Consider the following 14,902-nt stretch of genomic DNA (forward strand, 5'->3'; position numbering starts at 1 on the left):
GATCGCGAGCCGCCCGCGGTGATCATCGTCCTCACCGGCGCCACCGGTACCGGTAAGACCGCCCTGTCGCTCGACGTCGCCGACGCGATCGTCGCGAGTGGCGGCCGCGCCGAGATCGTCAACGCGGACGCGATGCAGCTGTACCGGGGCATGGACGTCGGCACGGCCAAGCTGCCGCGCGAAGAGCGACGCGGTATCCCGCACCACTGCTTCGACCTGTGGGACGTCACGCGGACCGCCTCGGTCGCGGTCTATCGGGAGGCGGCCCGTGCCACGATCGCGGCCGTCGAGGCGCGGGGTGCGGTGCCGATCCTGGTCGGCGGCTCCGGGCTGTACGTCGAGTCGGTGCTGCGCGAACTCGATTTTCCCGCTACCGATCCCGACCTGCGCGCCGAACTCGAGTTGCAGGGCGAGGCCCTCGGCTCCGATGCGCTCTGGCGGCGCCTCGCGGAGGAGGATCCGGTCGCCGCGAGCCGCATCCACTCGGGCAACCTGCGCCGCGTCGTCCGGGCCCTGGAGGTCGTGACGCTGACCGGCAAGCCTTACGCTGCCGCACTGCCGGACCCGGCGCCGCTCTGGCGGCCCGCCCTGCGGTTCACCGTGGAGGTGCCGAAGGAGCCGCTCGCGGACCGGCTCGCCGGCCGGGCGCGCGGCATGTGGTCGGGCGGGCTGCTCGACGAGGTCCGCGGGCTGCTGCCTCGCGGGCTGGCCGATGGGCCGACCGCCTCTCGGGCGATCGGCTACGCCCAGGCGATCGCCGTGCTCGGCGGCAGGATGCCGGCGGAGGAGGGGCTCGCCGAGACCGTGCGCCTGACCTGGCGGGTGGTGCGGCGCCAGCGCTCCTGGTTCGCCCGCGACGACGGCGCCACCCGCCTCGCCGGCGGCGATCCCGCCTCGGTCGGCGACGTGCTCGCCGCCCTCGACCGGTCGGGCCGACCGGTCGCGCCGTAGGCTGACAGCGATGGCCGAGGTCCGATTCACCAAGGGACACGGAACCGGTAACGACTTCGTGCTCGTGGCGGATCCGGCCGGAGCGCTCGACGTGTCCCCGGCGACGGTCGCCCGGCTGTGCGACCGGCACGTCGGCATCGGGGCGGACGGCCTGCTCCGCGCCGTGCGCGTCGGCGCCGATGTCGAGGCAACCGCACTCGCAGCAGCGTTCGAGACGACGGCACTCGCGTCCACCGAGCAGGCGTTCTGGTTCATGGATTACTGGAACGCCGACGGCTCGACCGCCGAGATGTGCGGCAACGGCATCCGTGTCTTCGTCGCGTTCCTGGTGCGGGAAGGGCTCGTCGAACTGCCGGCGGGCGGCACGCTGCCGATCCTGACTCGGGGTGGTGTGGTGCCGGTGCAGCGCACAGCGACCGGCTTCGAGGCCGACTTGGGGCGCTGGCGGATGGATGCCGACGAGGTCGCCGTGCGGATCGACGGGGTCGATGTCGTGCGACCGGGGCTGTCCATCCGGGTGCCGAATCCCCACGTCGTGGTCGCCCTGGCCGAGGACGCAGAGCTGGACGGCGCGGACCTGACTGCCCCGCCCGTGCTCGATCCGGTGCCGGTCGCCGGTGCCAACGTCGAGTTGGTCCGCCCCGCCGACCCGCTGGTCGAGGACGGCGTCGGCCGCATTCGCATGCGGGTGCACGAGCGTGGCAGCGGCGAGACGCGGTCGTGCGGCACTGGCGCGGTGGCCGCGGCCCTCGCCACGCGGTATTGGGCCGGGCCGGAGGCGCCGCAGGACTGGCGCGTGACCGTGCCCGGCGGCGTGCTCGGGGTGCGCATCGTCGCGGCGGAGGACGGCGAGCACGTCGCGCTCTCCGGTCCGGCGGAACTGGTCTACTCCGGTACCGTCCACATCAGTGTCGGCGACGTCAGCGGCGGCGACAGGTGAGCACGCGATAACCCCGATCGGTGGCGGCGCGCCGCACCTCGAACTCGGGGAAGCGCTCCTGCAACCACGACTGCAGCGAGTCGCCGCCCAGGTGCTTCGCTATGACGAGCCACGCCGAGCCGCCGGGCGCGAGCCGCGGCAGCCACGCCTCCAGCAGCTCGTGCAATGCGGCCTTGCCGATGCGGACCGGGGGATTGGACCAGATGGTGGCGAAACGCAGGGTGGCTGGAATATCCTCGGGCGATGAGGTCCTGATCTGAACGCCGGCTATTCGGGCATTCTCGGCGGCGAGCGTGCGGGCGCGCTCGTTCACATCCACCGCCCAGACCTCGGCTTCCGGCGATCGTCGGGCCATCGCGATCGCGATCGGTCCCCAGCCGCAGCCCAGATCCAGCAGCGCTCCGCTCGACGCGGGCGGCGGCACCCGGTTCAGCAGCACCGCCGTTCCGGCGTCCAGCCGTTCCGGGCTGAAGGTGCCGGCGGCCGTCTGCAACTCGAACGGCTCGCCCTGCAGCACGACGTGCAGGGACCTCCTCCGCTCGTCGCTCACCGGCCGGGCGCTGAAGTAGTGCTCGCCATCCACGACATCGATCGAACCATCTCCTCGGAGGCACCATGACCGACATCTCCCACCCCATCGCCGACCCCATCACCGACCCCGAGGCCGACGGCGACTTCGACGGCGAGCAGCTCGACCTCGCTGAACGTCAGGCCCTCCGGCGGGTCACCGGGCTCTCCACCGAGCTGGAGGACGTCACCGAGGTCGAGTACCGGCAGCTGCGGCTGGAGCGCGTCGTGTTGATCGGCGTCTACAGCCGGGGGGCGGCGGAGGCGGAGAACTCGCTGCGCGAGCTGGCGGCGCTTGCCGAGACCGCCGGCGCCGTCGTGCTCGACGGCCTGCTGCAGCGTCGTCCCAATCCCAACCCGTCCACCTACTTCGGCAAGGGCAAGGCCGAGGAGCTGCGCGACGTGGTGCGTCTGGTCGGCGCCGACACCGTGATCGCCGACACCGAACTCGCACCCAGCCAGCGTCGGGCGCTGGAGGACGTGGTGAAGGTGAAGGTGATCGACCGCACCGCGGTGATCCTCGACATCTTCAGCCAGCACGCCAAGAGCCGCGAGGGCAAGGCACAGGTGGAGTTGGCGCAGCTGCAGTACCTGCTGCCGCGGCTGCGCGGCTGGGGCGACTCCATGTCTCGCCAGGCAGGCGGGCAGGTCGGTGGCGCGGGCGCCGGGATGGGCTCCCGTGGACCCGGCGAGACGAAGATCGAACTGGACCGCCGGCGCATCCACTCCCGCATGGCCAAGCTCCGCCGCGAGATCGCCGCGATGGCGCCCGCCCGGCAGGTGGGACGGCAGGGCCGGGTGCGGAACGCGGTGCCGTCGGTCGCCATCGCGGGCTACACCAACGCGGGCAAGTCGAGCCTGCTGAACCGCATCACCCGCACCGGAGCGCTCGTGGAGAACGCGCTCTTCGCCACGCTCGACACCACGGTGCGGCGCACGGAGACCGTCGACGGGCGCCCCTACACGCTCACCGACACCGTCGGCTTCGTCCGCAACTTGCCGCATCAGCTGGTGGAGGCGTTCCGGTCGACCCTGGAGGAGGTCGGTGCCGCCGATTTGATCCTGCACGTCGTCGACGCCGCGAACCCCGACCCGGCCGGCCAGCTGGCCACGGTCCGGCAGGTGATCGCCGACGTCGATGCGCGTTCGGTGCCGGAGCTCGTGGTGTTCAACAAGGCCGACCTGGCGGACGACGCCACGCGGATGGTGCTGCGCGGCCTGGAGCCGACCTCGGTCTTCGTCTCCGCCCGCACCGGGGAGGGCATCGACGCGCTGCTGCAGACCGTCAGCGCCCTGCTGCCGCTGCCGCAGCACGAGGTGACGGCGGTCGTCCCGTTCGAGCACGGCGAGCTGGTGTCGCTGGTGCACGAACGCGGCCGCGTGATCGCGACCGTCTACGAGGAGGGGGGGACGCGGATCCACGCCCTGGTCGGCGACGCCGAGCGAGCGGCACTGCAGCCGTACCTCGTGTGAGTCGCAGCGGGGGCGCATCCGCCGTCGAGCCCGGCGCCTGGACGCGCATCGAGGTGGGGCTGCCGTTCATTCCGCCGCTGGAGCCGTCCAACCTGTTCGGGCACCTGGCCGCGACGGCCGTGCCGGGCGTGGAGGAGTACCGCGACGGCACCTACCGTGCAGCGGTCCGGCTGCGGCACGCGCCGGCGGTCGTCGCCGTGCACCTGCCGGTCGAGGCGGCGGTGCCGGCCGTCCTTCATCTGGGGGACCCGCGGGACGCCGATGAGGCTGTGGTCCTGGCCCGTCGACTGCTCGACCTCGACGCGGATCCGTCCGCTGCGGCGGGGGTGCTGAGGCAGGATCCGGTGCTCGCTCCGCTGATCCGCGCGGTTCCCGGCCGTCGGGTTCCGGGCGCCCTCGACCCGCAGGCGATGATCCTGAAGGCGGTACTCGGCCAGCAGGTGTCGACCGCGGCGGCGCGTACCCACGCCGCCCGCCTGGTGTCGGCGTTCGGAGAGCCCGTCGCCGACCCCGAGGGCGGTCTGACTCATCTGTTTCCGTCAGCGGCGATGCTGGTCGCCGCCTCGGATGCGGTCGGTTCGGTCGCCCGCATGCCCTCGACGCGTCGCGACGCGCTGCTCGCGGTCGCGAGGGCGGTGGCGGCCGGTGCGGTGCCCATCGGCTGGCGGTCGGACCTGCCGGCGGCGCGCGGCGCGCTGCTCGCCCTGCGCGGCATCGGCCCATGGACGGTGGAGACGATCGCGATGCGCGCCTTGGGCGACCCCGACGCGTTCCTGCCCGGCGATCTCGGCATACAGGTGGCCGCTGCACGACTCGGCCTGCCGGAGCGCCCGCGAGAGCTGGAACGGCGCTCCCGCGCGTGGTCGCCGTTCCGGGCGACCGCCGTGCAATACCTGTGGGCGACCGGCGTCCACGCCGTGAACACGCTGCCCACGCCCTGAGCTCGGTCGCCGTGATCCCTGTCGGCGCGAGTCCCGTCAGACCGCGCGCAGGATGGCGACGACCTTGCCGAGCACCTGGGCGTGGTCGCCGACGATCGGCTCGAATGCGGAGTTGCGCGGCAGCAGCCAGGTGTGTCCGTCGCGCTGGCGGAACACCTTGACCGTGGCCTCGTCGTCGAGCAGCGCGGCGACGATGTCGCCGTTGTTGGCCGTCTGCTGCGACCGGACCACGACCCAGTCGCCGTCGCAGATAGCCGCATCGATCATCGATTCGCCGACGACCTTCAGCATGAACAGCTCGCCGCGGCCGACCAGCTGTCGGGGCAAGGGGAACACCTCTTCGATCTGCTGATCCGCGGTGATCGGGACGCCCGCCGCGATACGGCCGACAAGCGGCACCATGGCCGCATCCCCGACGGGCGGACTGAACTCGGTGCGCTCGGTGGTTTCGCTCATCGGCACGCCGATGATCACTTCGAGCGCGCGTGGCCGCTTGGGGTCCCGGCGCAGATAGCCGGACAACTCCAACTGCTTCAACTGATGCGTGACGCTGGACAGCGACGCCAGACCGACCGCGTCACCGATCTCACGCATGCTCGGCGGATAGCCGCGAGCGGCGACCGAGCGCTGGATCGCCTCCAGGATCTGATGCTGCTTCTCGCTGAGGCTGCGTCGCCGCCGTGTAGTGGCCGCTTTGGTCGTCTCCGTGGAGGAACCGTCCGTTGCAGGAGTCGTGGCCGGCGCCGCAGCGGTGGGCGCAGCCGTGGTCGTGTCGGTCGTGTGTGTGTCGGTCGCAGCCATGCGGGAATCCTCTCGGCCGGTATCACGGTCGTCCCCGAGCCTAGCTGCGCGCCGTAGATCGGTCAAACGGGTGTTCGAGTTCGCCCGGCGCTGTCGGACCGTGCTTCGAAGATGTACTTGACCTCGGGGGTCGTCGAACATAGGTTCTACGGGCCCGGGTACCGAGCAGATCAGAAGGCCGAACGAGGGGGAAGCGCATGACGAGCAACCGGACCATGGGCGATAGGTGGACGAACAGCCAGTGGGCGAGCAACCAGGCGGGCACGGTCGATCGACCGACCCGTCGCGCGAACGACCAGGGCGTGAGGGCGATGCCGGCCCGTCGACGGCTGGTGCACGACGGAGCACGATGCGCCGCTGTGCGCGGCGGCCGGGGGAGGCCGGTGCGCCGACCCGGTGACCTGCGCCTCACGCGTCGCGGCCGGGTCGTCCTGATCCTGCTCCCCCTGGCCGCGCTGCTCGTGGCTGCGCTGCTGGCGATCGCGCCGGCGAACGCCGACGCGTCGGGGCACACGGCCGCCGGCAACGTGGCGGCTCTGCGGACGGTGACCGTGCGCCCAGGCGACACCCTGTGGGCGATCGCCCGGTACGCCGCGCCGGGCGTGGACCCCCGCGACGGCGTGTTCGAGCTGGAGCAGGTGAACCGGCTTCGGGATGCCGCGATCCGTCCCGGTCAGGTGCTGCGCCTGCCGTCGACGTTCCCGGCGCAGCCGTAGTGCGGCCGGGGCGATGGGCGGCGCCTGCGAGAATCGTGCGGTGACTTCGCTGGCCGACCTGCCGCTGCGACCCGATCTGATGGGCCGCAGCCCGTACGGCGCCCCGCAGCTGCATGTGCCGGTGGCGCTCAACGTCAACGAGAACGCGCATGCGGTCCCGGAGGAGGTCGCCGTCGACATCGTGCAGCGCATCGCCGTGGCGCTGACGACCGTGAACCGGTATCCCGACCGTGAGTTCACCGAGCTGCGGCAGGCGCTTGCGGCCTACCTGGGCCACGGGCTCGACGCCGACCGGATCTGGGCGGCGAACGGCTCCAACGAGGTCATTCAGCATGTGCTGCAAGCGTTCGGCGGTCCCGGCCGGTCGGCGCTCGGCTTCCCTCCGACCTACTCGATGCACGCGAACATCGCGCTCTCCACCGCCACTCGCTGGGTGACGGCGAAGCGCGACCCGGAGTTCCGGATCACGGCCGAGACCGCGGTCGCGGCGATCGAGCGCGAGCAGCCCGACGTGCTCTTCTTCTGCACGCCGAACAACCCGACCGGCACGCCCGTGCCGCTTCAGACGATCGAGGCGGCCTACGACGCCGCGCCGGGCATCGTGTTCGTCGACGAGGCGTACGCCGAGTTCATGCCGGCCGGCGCACCCTCGGCGCTCACCCTGCTGCCCGGGCGGGAGCGGCTGATCGTCTCCCGCACGATGAGCAAGGCGTTCGCCTTCGCCGGCGCCCGCGTCGGCTACCTGGCGGCGGATCCGGCGGTGGTCGACGCGCTGCGGCTCGTCCGGCTGCCATACCACCTCTCCGCGCTGACCCAGGCGGCCGCCCTCGGCGCCCTCGCGCACGCCCCGGTCATGCTGCGAATGGTGCGCGACCTGTGCGAGCAGCGTGACCGGATGGCCGAGGGTCTGACCGGACTCGGCTTCCACGTGTGGCAGAGCTGGGGCAACTTCCTGCTCTTCGACGGTGTGGCGCAGCCGAGCACCACCTGGCAGGGCCTGCTCGACCGGGGCGTCCTGATCCGCGACCTGGACATCCCGGGCAGCCTTCGCGTGAGCGCCGGTACGAGCGAGGAGACCGACGCCTTCCTGGCCGCGCTCGCGCAGGTGGGCCGACCGGTGCCGTCGACCGCTTCGGTAGGCTCCCCGGCATGAGCGCGCCCCGCACAGCGAACGTGCACCGGGCGACGAGCGAGTCCACCGTCGATCTGCACCTCGACCTGGACGGCAGCGGCGCGTCGACCATCGACACCAGCGTGCCGTTCCTCGATCACCTGCTGACCGCCTTCGCCAAGCACTCGCTCACCGACCTGACCGTCACCGCTTCCGGTGATACCGCCATCGACGTGCACCACACCGCCGAGGACGTGGGCATCGTGCTCGGCCGGGCGATCGGCCAGGCGCTCGGCGACAAGGCCGGCATCGCCCGCTTCGGCGATGCGACCGTGCCGCTCGACGAGGCCCTGACCCGAGCCGTGGTCGACATCTCCGGCAGGCCGTATCTGGTGCACGGCGGTGAGCCGGACGGCTTCCCGCTGCATCTGATCGGCGGCCACTTCACCGGGTCGATGGTGCGGCACGTGTTCGAGGCGATCACGGTGCATGCGGGACTGACCGTGCACGTGCAGGTGCTCGCCGGTCGCGACCCGCACCACATCGCCGAGAGCGAGTTCAAGGCGTTCGCTCGCGCGTTCCGTGCTGCGAAGGCGAACGACCCCGAGATCCGCGGCGTCCCCTCCACCAAGGGGGCGCTGTGAGATCGCCCTCGGTGACAGTGCTCGACTACGGCAGCGGCAATGTGCACTCCGCCGTCAAGGCGCTCGAACGGGCGGGCGCGCAGGTGACCCTGACGGCCGACCGGCGCACGGTGCTCGACGCCGACGGGTTGCTGGTACCCGGGGTCGGCGCATTCGGCACGGTGATGGCCGGCCTGCACGGCGTGCGCGGCGCCGAGTTGATCGACCGCCGGCTCGCGGGCGGGCGTGCGGTACTCGGCATCTGTGTGGGCCTGCAGGTGCTGTTCGAACACGGCGTCGAGAGCGGCGACGAGATGGCGGGACTCGGTGAGTGGCCGGGCACCGTCGAGCGGCTGCGTGCCGAGGTCCTGCCCCACATGGGCTGGAACACCGTCGAGCCGCCCGCGGACTCGGTGCTCTTCGACGGACTCGCCGACGAGCGGTTCTACTTCGTCCACTCCTACGGGGTGCGGGACTTCCCCCTGGCGACGGATTCCGGCCCGTTCCGGCCGCCGTCCGTCACCTGGGCGACGCACGGCGAGCCGTTCGTCGCCGCAGTCGAGAACGGGCCGCTGTCGGCGACCCAGTTCCATCCGGAGAAGTCCGGTGAGGCCGGCGTCGCACTGCTGCGCAACTGGCTCGACACGCTCTGACCTGCTCTGCGCTGACCTGCCCCGCGCTGACCTGACCTGAGGAACCGCCCATGACCGAGTCCGTCGTCGCGCCGCCGCGAGCCCTGCAACTGCTCCCGGCGGTCGACGTCGCCGGCGGTCGCGCGGTCCGGCTCGTGCAGGGCGAGGCCGGCAGCGAGACCGCGTACGGCGATCCGCTCGACGCGGCGGTGGACTGGGCTCGGCAGGGCGCGGAATGGATCCACCTGGTGGACCTCGACGCCGCCTTCGACCGGGGGGAGAACATCGCGGTGCTGCGCGCCGTGATCGAGCAGGTGCCGGGCGTGCGGATCGAGTTGTCCGGCGGTATCCGCGACGACGCGTCCCTGCAGCGCGCGTTGGACAGCGGAGCGACGCGGGTCAACCTGGGCACCGCTGCGCTGGAGCAGCCCGACTGGACTGCGCGGGCGATCGCCCGCCACGGCGACCGCATCGCGGTGGGGCTGGACGTGCGGGGCACGACGCTCGCCGCCCGCGGCTGGACCCGGTCGGGGGGCGACCTGTGGGAGGTCCTTGCCAGGCTCGACGACGCCGGCTGCGCCCGCTATGTGGTCACGGACGTCACGAAGGACGGCACGCTGCGCGGGCCGAACCTCGACCTGCTGCAGCAGGTGCTGCAGCGCACCGACCGCCCGGTGGTCGCCTCAGGCGGCGTCGCGACGCTCGCCGACCTGCGCGCCCTGGCCGGCCTCACCGGTGCCGGGCTGGAGGGCGCGATCGTCGGCAAGGCGCTGTACGCCGGGGCGTTCACCCTCGTCGAGGCGCTCGCGTCCGTCGCGGCCTGAGCGCCCGGCGTGCCCGAGCTGCCCGAGCTGCCCGAGCTGCCCGAGCTGATAGTGACGTGCCGATGGTGACGGGCGCCGACTCCGCTGGCCGCGCCTGGGCCGGTCGCTCGTTCGAGTCGAACCCGTGGGCGGGCGACGACGGATCGGCGCCTGCCGGGTTCGAGGCGGCCGTGCGCGCGCTTCGCGAGGGGAGGTTGCAGGCGCCGGCGGTGCTCGACGTGCTGCGGGACGCCCGGCTGCTGGTCCCGCTCGTCGCGGACCTGGCGGAGGCGGACCACGGCGTGCACGGCACGGCGGACAAGCGCGCGGAGCTCGCGCTGCCTACCGTCGCCGGACCCGACGGCCGTCGCGTGCTGCCCGCGTTCTCCTCTGCCGCGGCGATGGCCGCCTGGAACCCGGCGGCGCGCCCGGTCCCCGCTCCCGCCCGGCAGGTGGCGCTCGGCGCTGCAGGCGACGGGGTGGAACTCGTCGTCATCGACCCCGGGTCGACGACGCAGTTCGGGCTGCGGAGGGGCGCTCTGGAGTCGCTCGCGCGGGACACGGCGTGGACGCCGTCCTGGTTGGACGCCGAAGTGCTGGCCGCGTTCCGGTCGGCGGCCGAGGGCGAGCCGCTGCGCGCCGCCGTCACTGTGGAGCCGGGGGATCCGCTCTGCACCCTGGACGGCGCCGAGGTGCGGGTGGTCCTGACCCCGGTGGGCGTCGACGCATTCCCGGACGCCGGCGTCGTCGACCGACTGCGTGAGCGATGGTCGTCGGCTCCCGCCATCCTGCGCGCCGTCGACTCGATCACGATCGTGATCGGGCGCGGGCGGCCCTAGGCACTCGTGGCGGCCGCTTCAGTTCGCGGCGAACTCCTTGATGCGGACGCGACCGTCCGGCAGGGATGCCCCGAGCAGTGCTGATTGCAGCACCTGGACCGCATGCCCGATTACGGCCAGATCCGGATCAGCGATGCCGACGAGCAGACTCTCGACCGTCTCGGTACGGGCCTTGCGCGCCTCGACGATGGCGGCTGAACCCGCGGGAGTCGTCGCGATCAGAATGGAGCGGCCGTCGGCCGGATCCGGTTCGCGGTGGACCAGGCGACGGTGCTCCAACTCGGTCAGGATGCGGGTCGCGCCGGGCGCCGCCATGCCCTCCAGGCGCGCGACGTCGCCGGGCCGGATCGAACCCGCCCGCGCGACGGTCGCGAGCACCGACAATTCGACGTGCGTCAACAGAGCGGTACCGGCGCCGGGCCGCAGGCGGCGGCTCAGTGCCCCGGCCACGATCGCCAACCGCTCGGCGATCTCGCTCCGCTCGGTGATCTCGCTCCGCTCCACCATCCTGTCCGCTCCTGCCATCGTGTTCAGTCCGGCCGTCATGTCCCGTGCGCCCGCGCTCAGCGCGCCCGCTGACCGATCGCGGGCTCGCGGTCGCCCGACAGCCGTTCGTCCGATCCCTCCGCGGCATCCATCACCTGGCCGGATGCGGCCGCATCGAGCGCAGCGCCCGCGGGGACCTCGTCCTGTGCCTGGGCGGGCAGGTCGTCGGCGTTCATGAACTTCTTGCCGCCGAAGAACGATGCGACGGCGCCGATCACCGACATGACCGCCGCGGCCAGGAACACGATCACCAGTCCGTCGTGGAACGGGTTCGAGATCAGGTTCGGGAAGAACGTCGTGCCGGTCAGCGCCGCGGCGTCGGCCTTGGGGAGCGAGGCGAGCACGCCGGAGGGTCCGAGCAGCGTCGCGATCGGGTTGTAGCCGAGGAAGGCGGCGAAGAGGCTGCCGACCGGGGGCAGATTGCCGATCTGCGTCGCCGCCGCGGTCGGCACGCCGTGCGCGGTCAGCCCGTCGGTGAGGGTCTTCGGCAGCGAACCCGCCAGTCCGGCGATCATCAGCGAGAAGAAGATGCCGATCGACAGGCTGGAACCCGCGTTCAGCACGGTGCCGGCCATACCCGACGCGCTGCCGCGCTGGTTCGCCGGCACGCTGTTCATGATCGTGGCCCGGTTGGGGGAGCTGAACATGCCGGATCCGATCCCGTTCAGGAACGTGATCACGGCGAAGGCGAGATACGGGAAGTTCACGGGGATCAGCAGCAGTGCCACGAAGGTCGCCGCGGTCAGCAGCAGTCCCCAGGTCGCGAGCCCACGCGCGCCCCAGCGGTCGCTGAGGATGCCCGAGATCGGCCCCGAGATCAGGAATCCGACGGTGATCGGCAGCATGTAGATGCCCGCCCAGAGCGGCGTGTCCTCGTACGAGTAGCCGTGCAGCGGCAGCCAGATGCCCTGCAGCCAGATGATCAGCATGAACTGCAGGCCGCCGCGGCCGATCGCGGCGAGCAGGCCGGCCAGGTTCGCCATCGCGAACGCCCGGATCTTGAACAGCCGCAGTTGGAACATCGGTGCGGCACTCCGCAACTCGATCGCCACGAACACGCCGAGCAGCGCCAGGCCGCCGACGATCGCGCCGAGCACCCAGGGGTTGGTCCAGCCGGTCGGCTGGCCCCCGTAAGGCTGGATGCCGTAGGTGATCCCGGTGAGCAGCGAGGTCAGGCCCAGCAGAAAGCTGGCATTGCCCGGCAGGTCGAGCGAGCCCGGATTACGGGTGCCGACCTCGTGCAGCGACTTGTACGACCAGATGGTGCCGATGATGCCGATCGGGACGCTGACGATGAAGACCGCGCGCCAGTCGATCACGGCGAGCAGTCCACCGAGGATCAGGCCGATGAACGATCCGGCGATGGCGGCGATCTGGTTGATGCCGAGCGCCATGCCGCGCCGGTGGGCGGGGAACGCGTCCGTCAGGATCGCCGTGGAGTTGGCGAAGAGCATCGCAGCGCCGACGCCCTGCACGACGCGCCAGACGATCAGGTAGAGGGCGCCCGGACCCGCCGTGAAGGGATCGAGGCAGAGCGCGATCGCCGCGATCGTGAAGACGACGAACCCGAGGTTGTAGATGCGCACCCGGCCGACCATGTCGCCCAGCCGGCCGAAGCCGATCACGAGGACCGCCGTGACGAGCATGAAGCCCATCAGCATCCAGAGCAGGTAGCTGGTGTTGCCGGCGTCGAGCGGATTCAGCTTGATGCCCTTGAAGATCGCCGGCAGGGAGATGAGGACGATCGAGGAGTTCACCGTCGCCATCAGCATGCCGAGGGTGGTGTTGCTGAGTGCCACCCACTTGTAGCGGGGGTGGTCCTTGTCGAACATGCCCGTGCGCGGCGGGCGACTGCTGGTTACCGAGGTCACGATGCTCCGAAGGTCGAGGTGAGCCGCATCGGACGCCCTCGGCCGATCGTTACTTGTCGGTAAGCAACTATAGCGGAGTCGTCGTCATTCCGGCCGGTCGACGCTCGGGAGGACGGTGATGCCGGCCGCCTCCGCCAGCAGCGGGGCCAAGTCGCCCAGTTGGTCTCCGTCGACGATGGCACCGCGCAGCGCCGCGGCCGAGTCGACCACGCGGAGACTGCTGCCGCGCAGATCCAGGTCAACGAACCGGGCACCTGCCACATCGAGGGTGCCGATCCGGCACCGCACCAGTGCGACGCGGGTGCAGGTGGTGTCCCGCAGGTCGAGCCCTTCCAGCACGCAGTCGCGCAGCACGACGTCGCGCAGGGTGGCGCCCTGCAGATTCAGGTAGTCGAACTTGGAGTCGCCGACCGCGGTGCCGATCCACTCCGAGTCCCAGAGCTCGGCGGCTCCGATGCGCCAGGCCGATGCCTGCACATCGCGCCAGGTGGATCCCGCCGCCCGCAGCGTGGTGGCCCGCACGCCGGTGATCGACGACTCCAGGAACCGGGCGGTGCGCAGGTCTGCGTCCTCGAACGACACGTCGGTGAGCGCGCAGCCGTCGAGCACGAGCCCGCGCAGATCGCGACCCGCCAGCGGCGGCGCGTCGAAGCGTTCGCCGTCACGACCCGCGTCGGCCCGCAGGTCGTCCGGGTCGCCGGTGATCAGTCCGCGCAGTCGCGGGGGATCGATCCGGGGTGTCGTCTCGTCCTGTCGCCTGCCGGCCATGCGCTCGACGGTAACGCGCGCCGCCGACCGTGCCCGCTCCTCGGCGCCCCTCTCACCCCCTCCCACCTGGCCCGACAGCAGGCCAGCGTTCCGACAGCAGGTCGCTGGTCGACCACGAACCTGCTGTCAGGACCTGGTCCTGCTCTTGTGCTGGGGCTGAGGGCTCGTGCCCGGGCTGAGGCTCGCGCTCGGGCGAGGGTCGACACCGGAAGAATCGAGCAGGCACGGTGGTTGACACGTCCATGAAGCGCATCGGATTCCTGTCCTTCGGCAACTGGTCGGCAGCGCGCGGGTCGCAGTCCAGAACGGCCGCCGACACCCTGCTGCAGACGATCGAGCTGGCGGTCGCTGCGGAGGAGATCGGCATCGACAACGCCTCCGTGCGCGTGCACCACTTCGCGCCGCAGCTGTCCAGCCCCTTCCCGCTGCTGTCGGCGATGGGCGCCCGCACCAGCCGCATCGAGCTCGGCACCGGCGTGATCGACATGCGGTACGAGAACCCGTTGTACATGGCGGAGGAGGCGGCTGTCGTCGACCTGATCAGCGGTGGCCGGCTGCAGCTCGGTGTCAGCCGGGGGTCGCCCGAGCCCGCGCTGAACGGCGCGCACGCCTTCGGCTACCGGCCGGCGGACGGATCCGACGACGCGGATCTCGCCCGCGAGAAGGCCGCGATCTTCCGGGCCGCGATCGACGGCGCCGCTGTGGTGCGGTCCGATCCGCGGACGACCGGGGTGTCCCAGCCGCTCGCGGTGCAGCCGCAGTCGCCGGGGCTGGCTCACCGCATCTGGTGGGGATCCGGCACCCGGGCGAGCGCCAAGTGGGTGGGGGAGCAGGGGATGAACCTGCAGTCCTCGACCCTGCTCACCGAGGACAGCGGCGTGCCGTTCGACCAGTTGCAGGCCGAGCAGATCCAGATCTTCCGGCAGGCGTGGGCCGACGCCGGCCATGACTGGGAGCCACGGGTCTCGGTGAGTCGGAGCGTCCTTCCCATCACCTCGGACATCGACCGGCTGTACTTCGGACGCGAGGGCGACGCCGATCAGGTCGGGTACCTCGACGGCGGGATGGCGCGATTCGGCCGCACCTACTCCGGCGAGCCGGATGTGATCGCCGCCGCGCTGGCCGCCGATGCGGCCGTGCAGGCGGCAGACACCGTGCTGCTCACCGTGCCGAACCAGTTGGGCGTGGACTACAACGCCCGCCTGCTGCAGACCATCGCCAGCCACATCGCACCGGCGTTCGGCTGGGTCCCGCCCGCCGAGCGCGCGCTGCAGCCCACCGTGTGACCAGATCCGCGACACCTGCCCGCGCGCGCCTGGG

General features: G+C 71.8%; 16 protein-coding genes. 11 read left to right on the forward strand and 5 right to left on the reverse strand.

Annotated elements, in window-relative coordinates:
- Nucleotides 1-18 precede the first annotated feature (18 nt).
- A complete protein-coding gene (miaA, locus tag ACFE7H_RS02745) occupies nt 19-951 on the forward strand; it encodes a tRNA (adenosine(37)-N6)-dimethylallyltransferase MiaA (protein WP_375399653.1) in 933 nt (310 codons plus the stop codon).
- 10 nt (nt 952-961) lie between these two features.
- Nucleotides 962-1,891: a diaminopimelate epimerase gene (gene dapF, locus ACFE7H_RS02750; RefSeq protein WP_375399654.1), complete on the forward strand. Its 930-nt coding sequence runs from the start codon at nt 962-964 to the stop codon at nt 1,889-1,891.
- On the opposite strand, the gene ACFE7H_RS02755 is transcribed toward dapF, so the two are convergent.
- Nucleotides 1,872-2,474 (reverse strand): class I SAM-dependent methyltransferase, encoded by a 603-nt coding sequence (locus tag ACFE7H_RS02755; RefSeq protein ID WP_375399655.1) that lies wholly within the window; start codon nt 2,472-2,474, stop codon nt 1,872-1,874. The two genes, dapF and ACFE7H_RS02755, sit on opposite strands and share 20 nt — an antisense overlap.
- Nucleotides 2,475-2,506: 32 nt before the next feature.
- Between ACFE7H_RS02755 and hflX the strand changes: the two genes are divergently transcribed.
- Both hflX and ACFE7H_RS02765 read left to right on the forward strand, forming a co-directional pair.
- Nucleotides 2,507-3,931, forward strand: coding sequence for a GTPase HflX (gene hflX / locus ACFE7H_RS02760; RefSeq protein WP_375399656.1), 1,425 nt, complete (start codon nt 2,507-2,509; stop codon nt 3,929-3,931).
- Entirely contained in the window at nt 3,928-4,872 is a 945-nt protein-coding gene (locus ACFE7H_RS02765) for a DNA-3-methyladenine glycosylase family protein (protein ID WP_375399657.1), read from the forward strand. The genes hflX and ACFE7H_RS02765 overlap by 4 nt, the downstream gene beginning before the upstream one ends.
- A 36-nt stretch (nt 4,873-4,908) precedes the next feature.
- On the opposite strand, the gene lexA is transcribed toward ACFE7H_RS02765, so the two are convergent.
- Complete coding sequence (lexA, locus tag ACFE7H_RS02770) at nt 4,909-5,673, reverse strand: transcriptional repressor LexA (protein ID WP_375399658.1); 765 nt, start codon at nt 5,671-5,673, stop codon at nt 4,909-4,911.
- Nucleotides 5,674-5,870: 197 nt separating this feature from the next.
- Here lexA and ACFE7H_RS02775 point away from each other — a divergent pair, with 197 nt between their 5' ends.
- From ACFE7H_RS02775 to ACFE7H_RS02800, 6 genes are all read left to right on the forward strand, one after another.
- The gene (locus tag ACFE7H_RS02775) at nt 5,871-6,389 is read left to right on the forward strand and encodes a LysM peptidoglycan-binding domain-containing protein (protein WP_375399659.1); all 519 of its coding nucleotides are present in this window, start codon (nt 5,871-5,873) and stop codon (nt 6,387-6,389) included.
- 40 nt (nt 6,390-6,429) lie between these two features.
- Nucleotides 6,430-7,542 (forward strand): histidinol-phosphate transaminase, encoded by a 1,113-nt coding sequence (locus ACFE7H_RS02780; RefSeq protein ID WP_375399660.1) that lies wholly within the window; start codon nt 6,430-6,432, stop codon nt 7,540-7,542.
- Nucleotides 7,539-8,144, forward strand: coding sequence for an imidazoleglycerol-phosphate dehydratase HisB (gene hisB / locus ACFE7H_RS02785; RefSeq protein ID WP_375399661.1), 606 nt, complete (start codon nt 7,539-7,541; stop codon nt 8,142-8,144). The genes ACFE7H_RS02780 and hisB overlap by 4 nt, the downstream gene beginning before the upstream one ends.
- A complete protein-coding gene (gene hisH, locus ACFE7H_RS02790; RefSeq protein WP_375399662.1) occupies nt 8,141-8,776 on the forward strand; it encodes an imidazole glycerol phosphate synthase subunit HisH in 636 nt (211 codons plus the stop codon). Before hisB ends, hisH begins: the two co-directional genes overlap by 4 nt.
- Nucleotides 8,777-8,826: 50 nt before the next feature.
- Nucleotides 8,827-9,579: a bifunctional 1-(5-phosphoribosyl)-5-((5-phosphoribosylamino)methylideneamino)imidazole-4-carboxamide isomerase/phosphoribosylanthranilate isomerase PriA gene (gene priA, locus ACFE7H_RS02795; protein ID WP_375399663.1), complete on the forward strand. Its 753-nt coding sequence runs from the start codon at nt 8,827-8,829 to the stop codon at nt 9,577-9,579.
- 62 nt (nt 9,580-9,641) lie between these two features.
- On the forward strand, nt 9,642-10,397 hold the full coding sequence (locus ACFE7H_RS02800; protein ID WP_375399702.1) for an SseB family protein: 756 nt from the start codon (nt 9,642-9,644) through the stop codon (nt 10,395-10,397).
- A gap of 18 nt (nt 10,398-10,415) precedes the next feature.
- On the opposite strand, the gene ACFE7H_RS02805 is transcribed toward ACFE7H_RS02800, so the two are convergent.
- From ACFE7H_RS02805 to ACFE7H_RS02815, 3 genes are all read right to left on the reverse strand, one after another.
- Nucleotides 10,416-10,943 (reverse strand): MarR family winged helix-turn-helix transcriptional regulator, encoded by a 528-nt coding sequence (locus tag ACFE7H_RS02805; protein ID WP_375399664.1) that lies wholly within the window; start codon nt 10,941-10,943, stop codon nt 10,416-10,418.
- 17 nt (nt 10,944-10,960) lie between these two features.
- Nucleotides 10,961-12,814, reverse strand: coding sequence for an MFS transporter (locus ACFE7H_RS02810; protein WP_375399665.1), 1,854 nt, complete (start codon nt 12,812-12,814; stop codon nt 10,961-10,963).
- Between the two features lie 84 nt (nt 12,815-12,898).
- Entirely contained in the window at nt 12,899-13,582 is a 684-nt protein-coding gene (locus ACFE7H_RS02815) for a pentapeptide repeat-containing protein (protein WP_375399666.1), read from the reverse strand.
- A gap of 242 nt (nt 13,583-13,824) precedes the next feature.
- Between ACFE7H_RS02815 and ACFE7H_RS02820 the strand changes: the two genes are divergently transcribed.
- Nucleotides 13,825-14,868, forward strand: a complete 1,044-nt coding sequence (locus ACFE7H_RS02820) for an LLM class flavin-dependent oxidoreductase (protein WP_375399703.1) — start codon at nt 13,825-13,827, stop codon at nt 14,866-14,868.
- The last annotated feature ends 34 nt before the right edge of the window (nt 14,869-14,902 follow it).

This window comes from uncultured Amnibacterium sp., from assembly GCF_964250715.1.
Classification (GTDB): domain Bacteria; phylum Actinomycetota; class Actinomycetes; order Actinomycetales; family Microbacteriaceae; genus Amnibacterium.